Source organism: Legionella sp. 227 (assembly GCF_043161935.1).
Taxonomy (GTDB): domain Bacteria; phylum Pseudomonadota; class Gammaproteobacteria; order Legionellales; family Legionellaceae; genus Legionella; species Legionella sheltonii.
In genome coordinates this window covers 464,161-476,647 of the sequence record NZ_CP171154.1, presented here as the reverse complement: position 1 = coordinate 476,647, position 12,487 = coordinate 464,161, and the positions used below count along the sequence as shown (strand labels likewise).

Here is a 12,487-nt window from a genome sequence, read left to right as displayed (position 1 = left end):
GCGAGTTTGGAATGAGGTCTATAATACATGTTGGGGTCGTGACTCGCCTTTTCAGTTATAGGCAAACGGCAAGACGCGACCCTATTACATAAGCCCAATTAGACTTAATGAGGGTTGCCGGTTGCACCAAAATTGTGTTTTTCTTATGGTATAAAGATCTTGTCAAAAGTTTACCATAAGCGTAGAGCTTATCTTTTTCATAGGTTGATGCATGCCAAAGTAGGGGGGATAATATGGAAAGACCCAAAATAGGACTAGTCCTTGGCAGCGGGTCAGCACGCGGCTGGGCACACATAGGGGTCATCCGTGAATTGGTGAACATGGGCATAAAACCAGATCTTGTTACAGGCTCATCGATAGGTGCTGTGGTCGGAGGCGCTTATGCATCAGGCCACCTCGACGAATTTGAAGAATGGGTTTGCACGCTTAGGCGTCTGGACATTCTAAAATTATTAGATGTTCGCATGGCTGGTGGTGGTTTTATCCAGGGTAAACCGCTGATGATTGCTATCGAAAAACGCATTGGCAATCCTAATATCGAGGATCTGAAAGTTCCCTTTGCGTGTGTTACAACATCGCTCTTGAGTGGTAAAGAGCACTGGTTGCGCGATGGTTCCTTACTCGATGCTGTGCGATCCTCCATCGCCCTACCTGGAATCTTTGCACCTATTGCTTTAAAACACGATATTATGCTGGATGGCGGCCTAGTTAATCCTGTACCTATTTCACTAGCACGTGCTATGGGTGCCGATTATGTCATCGCCGTTAACCTAAATAGTGATCTCATCGGCAGACATTTCTCCCAACATCACAGTGATGCAGCAGCAGATAATCAAGATAACAAAAAGAAATTGGAATATGCTGAAAAGCTTGATCCAAACATTGCTGTGTGGGCGTCCAAGCTGAAAGTTGACTTCGGCATCAGGCTGGATGCATTTATTTCCTCCCTGCATAAGAAGAAAATCCCTGAACCCGGTCTCTTCGACGTGATCGCGGGCTCCATTAACATTATGCAGGATCGCATCACTAACTCGCGCATGGCAGAAGATCCACCGGACGTTCTCATCACACCGAAGCTTGGCTATATCGGTCTTATGGAGTTTGATCGAGCGCAAGAAACGATACGAGAAGGTCATGAAGCAACTCGACGTGTGAAAGACAATCTGGAAAAGCTTAAGCACACATCATAATTTCTACAGAAGGAATGCACTACAAATGTCCTACAATGTATCACGGTGTCGTACTCAAATTCCCCAGATTTTGAAGTTGGTTAAATATGCCGTCAACTTGATGTGAGTCGATTTTATTAATTATGGCAAACACAGGTGCTTAGCGATACTGTGAACCATTGCACGTAACCAACGATGCCCAGGATCAAGATCATCTTTTTGGTGCCAATATTGATAGCAATTAAAACGGTCAACCTCAAAGGGTACTGAAGCAATACTTAATGGTATCAAATGAGAGAGCTTTTCAGCTACTTGGCGAATACTTAAGGTCAGATAATGAGAGTCAGTTAGAACAAGTAAAGGCATGATACCCTGTCCTAAGGTAATAGAAACCCGTTTGTCATGTCCTAGTTGACGTAAATAGCGATCAAAATAATTGTAAAAAGGAGTTTCGCTTAATGAAAATTGAATTAATGGGTACTTAAATAGTTCTTCAATGCAAATTTTCCCTTTTTTGATTCCTGGATGCTTACTGCTGCCAGCGATGACGGCTTCATCCTGAAACAATTTTTGTTGCTTTAAGCTTTCTGGAACTCCCTCAAACATACCAATCATTAAATCAATATCACCCGACTCAAACACTTCCGCTGTATTTAAATAACTAGGATGTTTGATGTTCAATTTTACTCCGGGAGCTTCTTGTTCCAATCGTTGAATCAAGCTTGGAGTCAATAAAATAGACACCAAATCAGTCATACCAATTGAGAAGCTTCTTTCTGCAGTTAAGGGATTAAAGATTTCTGTAGTATTAAATAGTGTTTCAATCAGTGAGAGTGCTTGTCGGGTTTTGCCGATTAAGGACTGCGCTAAGGGGGTCAATTGCATGATGTTGCCTTGGCCACGAACAAGCAAATCATCATGGAAATGCTCACGCAGTTGCTTCAAATAAATACTCATTGAGGACTGGCTTATACCCATTTTTTTACTAGCAAGAGTTAGATGACGACAGGTTAATAGTGCATGCAGTGCGCGAAGTAAATTGAGATTAAGTTTATCCATAAATAGCGAACCTAATAGGCTTTGAACTACTATTTTTACCGGCTTCTTGTTTGAGGTATAGTCGAGAACGATATAGTTTGCAAATAAGCTTGAGACTAATCGGAATGATGAAGGATATTAAAAAAGCTCGCAGGTTTTGAACCTCGAGCTTTTTCTCGGTTTATCCTAATAAAGATTAGAGAAGACTGCATTGCTCTGAGAACTTGGGTTTGTAAGTCATCTCTGGTTCCCCATGTAACTTACCCAAAGCTGTTTGTAGATAATCTTCGATTTCAGATTGATTGCTTATTTTCTCTTCGCAAGCGATCATAAATACTTCTTTGAATTGCTCGAATTCTGATCGGGTGACTGATTGTTCGATGTACTCATGTGATCTCATTCTTAAGGCTCGAATCTGCGCTGCTTGATCCACCGTACGTAGTAATTGATTATGCACCCAAGTTCCAACTAAGGTATCAGTTAATATTACCGTATCAAGACTGTTTCCTCGATTTATAGAGAAATGTTCGATTCCTGCAGATGATTCAGCATAAATTGATAAATCACCAGCTTCTCTATAAATTCCTATCACGCAAGTTTCATCAGTGATTAAATGATCATGATTGATAACTGAACGTTTACTGCTCAAATTTTCTGTTTTGCTCTGCATGGATAACTCCTAATTTACAATGGTTTAATAAATTCATCACCTCAACATGAACAACTTTTAATCTTATTGAGTTGATTTTTTATATTCTATCGATGGAAAATTAGCCTTTTCTTAAAACTCTTAATAAAACTTTAATAATGAGTATTAGAATTCTGGATGATGAGTGCTGATGTGGAAGTTCGACTTATATGGGGAGGTCACGACATGTGCAAGTTTTTAGTAATGATGGTTCATTGCTATGCAGAATTCTACTAATTATCGATCTTCAAATTAGGAATTGCCCAGTTAACCTAACAATAAACCAGGCAAATGAGATCAAAAAAATCAAAGCGATGCGAGTATGATCGTTACTAATTGTTTGTTTTGGTGTTTGAATTAGTTTTATTTTCATCCAAAGGCTGAGTGCATTTGCATCGAGCATTTCCGTGTTCATCGCAATAACAACCGCATCCTTTACCGGGGCAGTCAATTTCATCTGAAGACTTTGCACCTGTACAGTTGTCTACGTTGCAATCATCGGCAAACAAAATGGTCGGAGTAAATATTGCGAAACAAATGGATGAAGAAAGTAATAATGATTTAATAATGTTGCTCATAGTGAATACTCCTTTTCTTGATCCTTAAGTTAGAAAATACAGATTACAGATCGAAGAGCACATATGTGTGATAGTAAGTATAGTATATTTTTTCAATATCGATTCATTCCAATTGCCATGTAACGAATCAATTCGCTTTGCGAGACAAAGAAAAAAGGAACGAGGAATATGATAGAGACGTTATTAGGAGCATTGTATTCGAGATGAAAAAGATCATGAACGTCATTTAAATTACATACATTACAACTCTGTGAAACATGGTTAAAAAAGCCAGAGATTGGCATTATTCGAGTATCCACCGATATATCGAAGCTGAGATATTATGCAAGGAGAGGGGGGCAGTGATGAGGGTAGGGGATTTGGGGAGTAGGAATTGGTTGTATAAGGAAATTTAGCGTTTGACGCACATCGCATGTTGAATTACGGTTAACGCCTAACCCAACCTACCTCGCTGATTAGTAAAAATAGGTACGGGTTGCTCATGCATCCATTTTACACAAGAGACGATACCCAATACCTGGCTCGGTTATTAGATACTGAGGTTGTGCAGGATTTTTCTCCAATTTGTGACGTAATTGATGAATGTAAATTCGTAGGTATTCCACATTTTCAGTATTATTTTCTCCCCAAACAACCCTTAATAATTCTTTATGGGTGACTATCTTATTTCTTCGGCGAATTAAATTCGCCAAAATATCGTATTGTACTGGTGTCAGTGACACTTTTTCATTATTGGTCCGGACTTCACGATTGATTAAGTCAACCACAAAATCACCCAATCGAAAAGATGGAGTTTCCTTTTCAATAGATTGTTGGGCATGACGTAAGGCCACACGAATTCGTGCATGCAACTCTACCACACTAAATGGTTTGGATAAGTAATCATCTGCGCCTACATCAAGAGCGATTACCTTATCTCCTTCTTGATCACGAGCAGAAAGAACGATAATGGGTATGGAGATCCATGTACGTAAATTTTTGATGACATTGATTCCATCCATATCAGGTAACCCCAAATCCAATAAAATGACATGAGGTTTCATATCACGAACGATTTCTAATCCTTCTTTACCTGTTTTTGCCTCTAAAAACTGATAGCCTTCACTGACAATCGATGTTTTTAAAAATCTTCGAATGGGCAGTTCGTCTTCAATTGCTAGAATGATGTAGTCCTTATTGAGCATATTTATCCTAATGGTAAGGTAAAACAAAAAATGGCTCCGCCTTTATTGCGCGCTTCTGCCCATATTTCACCTTTGTGTGCATGGATTATTCCTTTGCAAATCGCAAGTCCTAAACCTATTCCTTTTGTATCTGATTTTTGCCCTTGGTAAAATTTATCAAAAATTTTATCGATTTCTTTCGGATCAATTCCCGGTCCTCGATCAGCAACTTTTATAATTGCATGATGCACTTTAAAATCGGCGGAAATTTCTATGGGTGAGTCTTGCGGCGTATGCTTAATCGCATTTTCAATTAAATTAATAAGAACTTGACCAATTAACGTATTATCAAAAGGAATTAACGGCGTATGCTTTGGAATTTCAATAAGAACTGGCCTATTGGCAAGTTGTTTTTCCAGTTTATTCAGTGCAATACCAATGACTTCTTCAAGAGCATGCGATTGTTTTGTCATCCGAATTAATCCGGATTCTATCCTGATTATTTTTAAAATATTGTTGACTAAGCTATTTAGTCGTTCCGATTCATCATAAATATTTTGCGCTAATTCTCGTTTTGATTCTTCATTTAATTTTTGACCTGATTGCAATAAGCTGCTTGCAGAACCAATAATCGCAGTTAACGGTGTTCGAAGATCGTGGGAAATCGATGAGAGTAAAATATTGCGAAATCGCTCCTCCTCCATTTCCATTTGTGCTTTTCGTGTTACTTCAATTTGTCGTTGACCATGAATTGTAAGTATACTGATTAATTGCCCAACGAGCATCATGACAATCAGAGTAAAAAGTGATTGAATGTCTAAAACAGACAAGCTGAAAAAAGGGGGAACAAAGAAAAAATCGTACATAAACACACTGAGTATGGATGCAAAAATCGAAGGTCCAATTTGGCCAAATAATGCTACAACAGCGATCCCTAAAAGGTAGACCATGATTAGGTTACTGTCTTTTAAATGCGGATAGAGTAAAAAGCATATAGACGTGCAAAGAGCAATAATCCCAAGTGCTTCTAAATAAGTTAATAAACGGTTTTTAGAGTGGGGTAGATACTTGAAAAAAGGTGATTCAGATACCTCTTTTTTGGCTTTTGGATTGCTCATAGGAGTATTTTTTAAAAAAACGATGATTACTTGTTCCAACTTGTTTGCTTTTTTCTTCCTTGTATTGCTCATATTTTTTACCGTAATAAATTTTTAGGCTTCTATTTATCATATTATTTTACGCCTTGAAGAAATAAAGTGAAGCATATTCCGACATCGAACGGTATGTCGGAATATACTTTTTGCTTAAGACTACTTCTTAACTGGATTTTTAGTTGGGGTAGGTTGTGGGTTTTTGCTGGGGTTATTTTGTTGGATCATTTATATCTCCTTGAAATTAAATGTATAATCGCATCCCGTTATTGGTAATGCGTGCAACTAAATTAATTCCAAATGGCATTAAAATTCCATTAAGATAAAAAATAATTTTTATAAAAATAAAAAGGGAATAAAAAGCAAGTAGGTTGGGTTAGGCGTTAGCCGTAACCCAACAAGTGCACTCCCCCTCACCTCATAAATTATTGTAAAGATATCTGATACAGAGTTATAAGCTTGGTATAGGAAAGTAACAACACGAGTCCAATCGCAATGTATTATCGAAGAGTCTTTAGACCAGGATCTACCTATTTTTTTACTCTTAACTTAAAAGACAGGGCCAGCAATTTGTTGGTTCAGAATATTCATGTACTGCGTAAAACGATGTCACAAATAAAGAAGCGCTATCCATTTGAGATTAACGGAATTGTGATATTACCAGAACATCTTCATATGATGATAAGTTTGCCGAAAGGTGATAGTGATTACCCTTTAAGAATTCGTTTAATTAAAAGTAATTTTTCCCGCCAATTGCCATGTAACGAATCAATTCGCTTTGCGAGACAAAGAAAAAAGGAAAGAGGGATATGGCAGAGACGTTATTGGGAGCATTGTATTCGAGATGAAAAAGATTATGAACGTCATTTAAATTACATACATTACAACCCTGTGAAACATGGTTATGTGAAAAAAGCGAGCGATTGGCATTATTCGAGTATCCACCGATATATTGACGCGGAGATATTATGTAAGGAGTGGGGAGGTTGCAGTGATAAGGATAGGGGATTTGGGGAGTAGGATGCGGGGCTTTTTAGCAGCCTATGCTTGCTGATAAAATATTTCAAGGAAAACGCAATCCAATCAATGTTCTCTTTACTGCTGGTGTATTTGTCACTTTGTTACTATTGACGGTGACTAAGGCATATTTCTTAAAAAACGTTTTACATTAATTATTAAATTGGCAAAAGAAAGCAAGTTTTATTTCCCGGATGAGGATTATATAGAATATTGCCTTAAAAAATCGTTCAAAGATTCTTCGGCTTCCTCGTATTTTTTTGACCAACTATCTACCACACTCTTTATTTGGCTTTGCTCTGCTTTTGAATCTTCATCAAATTTTTGCATTTCTCTTTCGATATCTCCTTCCGGGTCAGAGCTTTGGAGTGCAGCTTTTTTGACTTCTTTCAATTTGTCCTCCCTCTGAAAAGGTTGATAAAAGCCTAAGTTACCGTATCTGAATTCTTTAGCTAATCCATTATTTAATTGATCATACTCATTTAGCATTTCTTCCTGATGCTCCAATAAGTATTCAAAGCGAAAAATTCCTTTTTTAATTTCTTTTATTCTTTGTTCTTCACTAAAAAGGTCAATTCGATTGGGGTTATATAAAATTGTCCATTTTATATCATTAGATATTAATAATAAGTTAATCAATAAATAATTCGTTCGAAGATTTACATCATAATATAAATGTAGAATTTCTAATTCATGGGCTAGTTTATCAATTGCTCTGATTTTATCGTGAACAGTAATTGCTTCATTGATCTCATGATTATAAGTTTTAACAGCATTTAAAGAATATTCATAAGCTAACTTAGGTTCTGGAGTTAATATATAGACGGGTACTCCATTTTTAATTTTTTGATAAATGTTTTGGGCGAGCTCTTCTATTTGTTCATCCTTAAAATTTTTAATGTTTACACTTTTGTCTGAAGAAGTTTCACCAGCACATGCCAGTGCATTTTTCCTCGCTTCTCCAATTACATCAATAAACTCTTCTCTATTAGAAAATTCTACTCGAGAAGGACTGCCAAGCATAAATCCCTCTGCATTATTGTCTTTTCTAATTCGAAATAATAATTCTCTAACTCCTTCTATTGTTGATGTATCTTTGAAAATTGGAAATCCGTTGTAAATAGTACGATATCCTTTAAGACCTTCCCCTTCATCATCCATTTGGGCCAAACCTTTACTCAGCTGAAGATGCAATCTGTCTATTATCTCAAGTGTTATATTTGTTTTGATCTTTGGATCAAACCTATATAACTCTAGAATTGTGGTAGTGGTATCAAACAAGTTCTTAACACATTTTCGCTCTCGAAACTCATAATCAATCCAGTTTTCTTTGCAATGGTGAAATAATTCAAAGTCAACAAATAATAAGTATCGTAATTTATGAGGAATCGCGGAAATATCTTTTATAATGGACTGAGTTTTAAATAGTTCTTCCTCGACATCGCTCTTATACGACAAATTTTCTTCTTCCTGTTGTTCGTGTTTTAATGGGTCTAGTTCTGCTCTGGTTATGATTATTCCACTCGGGTGAGTTATCGATTCTAATCCATCAATAAATTCTTCTCGGGTTAATTCTTCTCCCATCTTTTTTTCATCTATTTTTATTTTAGCAATCCCAGTATGGAATAATTTATGAGGTTGACCATTTCGCTGTAATTCTATTCCTGTTTTTTTAAATAGTTTTTTAGAGGCAAATGCAGCTCTTTTGAAATCTTGGTAAGCCCTTACGTGAGTTTCTGAAATGAGTTTGTTCTCTGCAAAGGTTATGTTGGCTATACTTTCCAAGGTTGCACTAACTCGTAACAACCCAGGAAAGTCATTCACAAGGACGTAAACATACTGTTCTTTTAGAGTGCTTTTCTCTTGCATATATTTTTCCTCTAAAACAAAAATACCTTTAATATTTATAATAATAGTGTATTTTAGATTCAATTTGGTCTTTTAATATGCCCCAACAGGTGTCAGCTTGGAGGTTGTATAGTGATTAACGCACTGCAGACTCTGGGTTTGACTTGCTTAGGGATAGAAATACGGGGACCTATTACAGAAATAAAGGCGCAAAGAAATTACCTGATTGTGCAAGCGGATAATTGATTAGCACGGTAGATTGGTTGTTTTGGACCCAAGCTATCGCGCTTAAAAGTGCCCTAGAGGTTAAACCCTTGGTTATTTACCTGGTAAAGCTTTTAGCCCTGTGCGACGGGAAGTTTCTGAATCCGTAATAAGAAAGATAATAAAAAAACTTTAAATAAGCTTTGAAATTTGTGAATTAATCAATTTTACGAACCTGTGTCTTTGAACATTTAATTGATTACAATAGTTCTGAAATGTAAAATTCCCTGCTTGATTATAGAGGGAAATATAATGAAAAAAATTGTTCTAACTGCTTCTCTTATAGGGATTATCTGTTCTGGTTTTCAATCTTACGCATATATTCCAAGTGATGTAATCCGTTTTAAAGAAGATACAGATTGCATTCGGTGTAATCTTACTCAAAGTGTTTTTTCATCCAAATGGAAAAAGATAGAAAAGTCAGGTGGAAAATTTGATGGTTCTTTTTTTACTAAATTTTCATTGTCTGACTATAAAATTAGTGATTCCAGTTTTGCTGATACCAATTTTGTCAAAGCAACATTGGATAATAATGAATTTAATAATTCGACATTTCAAAATGCAAACCTATCTTATTCGGATTTGACCAATGTAACATTTATTAAGTCAGAATTTAATAATGTTAATTTTAATCGTATTTCAATGAGCGGATCTTTCTCTTCTTGCTCTTTCAATAAAGTTGATTTTACCGATTCAAAGCTTGAGAAAGTTTCTTTTTCAAGGGCAAAAATGGTAAATGTTAATTTTTCAGGAGCGACACTAAAATCTGCTGATTTTAGCAGAGTAAATATTGAAAATGTTAACTTTAATAATGCTGATTTGAGTTATGCATTCCTGATAGGTTCAAATATTACTGAAGAGCATCTTTCAAAAGCCAAAACCTATAAGTGCGCCACTCTCTCAAATGGTGATCTATACACTAATAATGGCGAATTTGATTGCAGATAAACAAAACACGCAAGCTTTTCCAGGAGGAACTAATGAAGAACTATAAAGCAGTAACACTATTCATTTTAATTGGTTTATCTTTATCTTCTCAAGCAAAGGTTTTGGCTGACCCGGAAGATTTGAAGGTATTTGCTGAGACAAATTATTGTCAGTCATGTGATTTGAGTGGCGCTAAAATTTATGACGATCATGAAAACGGTTCAATACTTAATTCATATGCTATTAAGACCGAATTTTTAGGTGCATTATATAAAATGAACTTCTCGGGAAGTATAATGACTTATTCAAAATTTTCTCACTCTTCTCACCGTGTTATGAGGATTCAAGAAGCAAATTTTGATAAAGTAAATTTGAGCTATTCCAGTTTCCATAATACGGATTTAAGTCTTTCAAATTTCAGCGATGTAAACTTAAGTTACTCTGATTTGGATCAAGCCAATTTTTCGGGGGTAAACTTTACAAATGCGAATTTGAATAATGTAATCATACGCAGCTCTATTTTGATAGGGGCAAATTTGACCCAAGAACAACTGAAACAAATCAAAAGTATTGAGTGCACTGTTATGCCAAATGGTGAACTGAACACCAATAGATGTTAATTTTTTCTCTCAACATGAATCAGTGCCCTTTGATGTTTTGCGGAAATTTAGAAATTTATCCAATTGCCGCAAAACAAATTGTAATTAAAAAATCGACACAACATTACTCTTGATTGGCAGAGGCAATCGATTGTATTTTTTAGCATATTCATTAATCTTTCGTTTAAACTGCCCCCTTAAATGGGAAAGAGCCGCATTATTCGAGTATTCACCGATATATCGACGCTGAGATATCATGCAAGGAGTGCGGAGGTTGCAGTGATTAGGGTAGGGGATTTGGGGAGTAGGAATTGGTTGTATAAGGAAATTTTAGCGTTTGACGCATATCGTATGTTGGGTCACGGCTAGCGCCTAACCCAACCTACCTCGCTGTCATTTTTTGAATAATGAAATGGATTCAAAAGGAAGTTCAACGGGCTTATATTCAGACGAGGGGACATGAGTCTCATCTTTTCGCTGAACATAATACTTATGATTAGGTTCAAAGGAAACTCTGACGTGATGATATCTATACAGTAAATGGATTAGTCTTTCATCCACCTGCTTATTAATGGATATAATGGACGACCGTGGTAGAACTTGTTGTAAAAGTAACGTATCTTTAATGAGTTTATTAGTTCTAAAAATTCCCCCAAAGCAACAAAAACCAAGTAGAAGCACACCTGCAAGACAAGTAAAACTTATACGAATGAAACGTTTATATTTAGTAGATTGTAAATCTATTGCTGCAATATGAGCTTGAAATAGCGGTGTTAATATCTCTGCAAAAAACAAAGCCCAAAAAGGGAAGGATTGCGCAATATAACGGCTAGATTGTCGAGGAGAAATCGCCACGGGTACGGAAGAAACTAAGGCAAGTAAGAGAAAAAAATAGATCCAGGGGTAGTCACGCAGTTTTAACAGGATATTTTTGAACCATGCAATGTTTGCAAAAGAAAGGCTCTCTTTTTTTATAATTTTGTACATAAATAAAGTGAGTGCAATGATCAATATTTGATTTTTAAAGATCAACCAGAAAATATGTATAAATCTTGGAACATGGATGTTAACACCATAAGCACCTTTAAACGTTCCTACTATTTGTTGTTGAAAATAAGCGATGATATTTTCTAATATCACTGGATAAAAAAATACTATAAGTGCAAAAAGAATAACTGTTAAGAAAGTAGTTAACAGACTTGATTGTATTCCTTTCTTTAATATGAACGATGAAGGAATTGTTAATGAGTAAATGATTGGTATTGTAATAGGGAAAAGAGCTTGAATACCTTTAGTAAGAAATCCTGCGATAATAAATATTGACCCAAGCAATAGGAATGCAAACCGCTTTGATAAATCAGAGGTTACACATGCGTTTAAAATAAAAAGAGAAGCTGTTGTTGTGAATACAACTAATGTTGCCTCTATATTTCCCTCCCATGCTGGATGAAAAGTCCCAACTGTTAATAACCATGAAAGGATGGGGATCCATATAAACGTATGTTGCAGCTGGGGATGACGTTTGTGCCAAAACAATGTAACTAAAAATAAAGATAATAATCCCATCAAGAAAAAATAAAATTTATCTACAAAAACTCCCTCACCAAATAATTGAATGAATAATGAATGAGTATAAAAAGATAAAGGAGGATGTTCATGGAATATTGAAGAAACAGACCAAACTGAACTTAAAGGTTTCCAGACGGTACTTAAGTGATTTGCAATGTCTAATGCAAAACAAGCATATAATCGTCCATCACTTGACAATCCATGCATAGTAAAAGGAATGCAAAAAAATAGAAATAACGTTATGGTTAAGACAATATAAGGTAGATTTAAACGAAACAAATACACACCATGCTCCTATAAGATAAATTTGTATCATTAATTGGTCAGCTATTTAATGGTTTTGTGTTCATTGTCCTCTTCCTTGAAAACTGTCTAAATGGCGTCTAGATGACTTTTTCGAACTTTCTGAAAACTACCGTAACTACTTGATTTTATTGGTGTGCCCACTAGGACTTGAACCTAGGACCAACGGATTA

General features: G+C 35.9%; 11 protein-coding genes. 4 read left to right on the top strand and 7 right to left on the bottom strand.

The genetic code is table 11. The annotated features are described in order from the left end of the window. Positions 1-233: 233 nt before the first annotated feature. Positions 234-1,190, top strand: coding sequence for a patatin-like phospholipase family protein (locus tag ACF8MK_RS01970; protein WP_392537958.1), 957 nt, complete (start codon positions 234-236; stop codon positions 1,188-1,190). Between the two features lie 120 nt (positions 1,191-1,310). On the opposite strand, the gene ACF8MK_RS01965 is transcribed toward ACF8MK_RS01970, so the two are convergent. From ACF8MK_RS01965 to ACF8MK_RS01945, 5 genes are all read right to left on the bottom strand, one after another. Further along, positions 1,311-2,228 carry a LysR family transcriptional regulator gene (locus ACF8MK_RS01965; RefSeq protein ID WP_392537957.1) on the bottom strand — a complete coding sequence of 306 codons (918 nt, stop codon included), beginning with the start codon at positions 2,226-2,228 and terminating at the stop codon, positions 1,311-1,313. A gap of 175 nt (positions 2,229-2,403) precedes the next feature. Then, the gene (locus tag ACF8MK_RS01960; protein ID WP_392537956.1) at positions 2,404-2,877 is read right to left on the bottom strand and encodes a hypothetical protein; all 474 of its coding nucleotides are present in this window, start codon (positions 2,875-2,877) and stop codon (positions 2,404-2,406) included. 350 nt (positions 2,878-3,227) lie between these two features. Beyond that, the gene (locus ACF8MK_RS01955; protein ID WP_265705231.1) at positions 3,228-3,473 is read right to left on the bottom strand and encodes a hypothetical protein; all 246 of its coding nucleotides are present in this window, start codon (positions 3,471-3,473) and stop codon (positions 3,228-3,230) included. A gap of 479 nt (positions 3,474-3,952) precedes the next feature. Then, entirely contained in the window at positions 3,953-4,657 is a 705-nt protein-coding gene (locus tag ACF8MK_RS01950) for a response regulator (RefSeq protein WP_392537955.1), read from the bottom strand. Positions 4,658-4,659: 2 nt separating this feature from the next. After that, positions 4,660-5,826 carry an ATP-binding protein gene (locus ACF8MK_RS01945; RefSeq protein ID WP_392537954.1) on the bottom strand — a complete coding sequence of 389 codons (1,167 nt, stop codon included), beginning with the start codon at positions 5,824-5,826 and terminating at the stop codon, positions 4,660-4,662. A 456-nt stretch (positions 5,827-6,282) separates the two neighbouring features. On the opposite strand from ACF8MK_RS01945, the gene ACF8MK_RS01940 reads away from it, so the two are divergent. Continuing rightward, on the top strand, positions 6,283-6,807 hold the full coding sequence (locus ACF8MK_RS01940; protein ID WP_392537953.1) for a transposase: 525 nt from the start codon (positions 6,283-6,285) through the stop codon (positions 6,805-6,807). Between the two features lie 198 nt (positions 6,808-7,005). On the opposite strand, the gene ACF8MK_RS01935 is transcribed toward ACF8MK_RS01940, so the two are convergent. Beyond that, on the bottom strand, positions 7,006-8,673 hold the full coding sequence (locus tag ACF8MK_RS01935) for a hypothetical protein (protein ID WP_392537952.1): 1,668 nt from the start codon (positions 8,671-8,673) through the stop codon (positions 7,006-7,008). Positions 8,674-9,168: 495 nt separating this feature from the next. Here ACF8MK_RS01935 and ACF8MK_RS01930 point away from each other — a divergent pair, with 495 nt between their 5' ends. After that, positions 9,169-9,864, top strand: coding sequence for a pentapeptide repeat-containing protein (locus ACF8MK_RS01930; RefSeq protein ID WP_392537951.1), 696 nt, complete (start codon positions 9,169-9,171; stop codon positions 9,862-9,864). Between the two features lie 32 nt (positions 9,865-9,896). Then, on the top strand, positions 9,897-10,463 hold the full coding sequence (locus ACF8MK_RS01925) for a pentapeptide repeat-containing protein (RefSeq protein ID WP_392537950.1): 567 nt from the start codon (positions 9,897-9,899) through the stop codon (positions 10,461-10,463). A gap of 372 nt (positions 10,464-10,835) precedes the next feature. Here the strand turns inward: ACF8MK_RS01925 and ACF8MK_RS01920 are convergent, their stop codons facing one another. Further along, positions 10,836-12,296 carry an ArnT family glycosyltransferase gene (locus ACF8MK_RS01920; RefSeq protein ID WP_392537949.1) on the bottom strand — a complete coding sequence of 487 codons (1,461 nt, stop codon included), beginning with the start codon at positions 12,294-12,296 and terminating at the stop codon, positions 10,836-10,838. Positions 12,297-12,487 lie beyond the last annotated feature (191 nt).

Excerpts from the sequence above, each read along its gene's own strand:
- ACF8MK_RS01955 (WP_265705231.1), bottom strand. The coding sequence starts at position 3,473 with ATGAGCAACATTATTAAATCATTATTACTTTCTTCATCCATTTGTTTC.
- ACF8MK_RS01925 (WP_392537950.1), top strand. The coding sequence starts at position 9,897 with ATGAAGAACTATAAAGCAGTAACACTATTCATTTTAATTGGTTTATCT.
- ACF8MK_RS01960 (WP_392537956.1), bottom strand. The coding sequence starts at position 2,877 with ATGCAGAGCAAAACAGAAAATTTGAGCAGTAAACGTTCAGTTATCAAT.
- ACF8MK_RS01935 (WP_392537952.1), bottom strand. The coding sequence starts at position 8,673 with ATGCAAGAGAAAAGCACTCTAAAAGAACAGTATGTTTACGTCCTTGTG.
- ACF8MK_RS01930 (WP_392537951.1), top strand. The coding sequence starts at position 9,169 with ATGAAAAAAATTGTTCTAACTGCTTCTCTTATAGGGATTATCTGTTCT.
- ACF8MK_RS01970 (WP_392537958.1), top strand. The coding sequence starts at position 234 with ATGGAAAGACCCAAAATAGGACTAGTCCTTGGCAGCGGGTCAGCACGC.
- ACF8MK_RS01945 (WP_392537954.1), bottom strand. The coding sequence starts at position 5,826 with ATGAGCAATACAAGGAAGAAAAAAGCAAACAAGTTGGAACAAGTAATC.
- ACF8MK_RS01940 (WP_392537953.1), top strand. The coding sequence starts at position 6,283 with ATGTATTATCGAAGAGTCTTTAGACCAGGATCTACCTATTTTTTTACT.
- ACF8MK_RS01950 (WP_392537955.1), bottom strand. The coding sequence starts at position 4,657 with ATGCTCAATAAGGACTACATCATTCTAGCAATTGAAGACGAACTGCCC.
- ACF8MK_RS01965 (WP_392537957.1), bottom strand. The coding sequence starts at position 2,228 with ATGGATAAACTTAATCTCAATTTACTTCGCGCACTGCATGCACTATTA.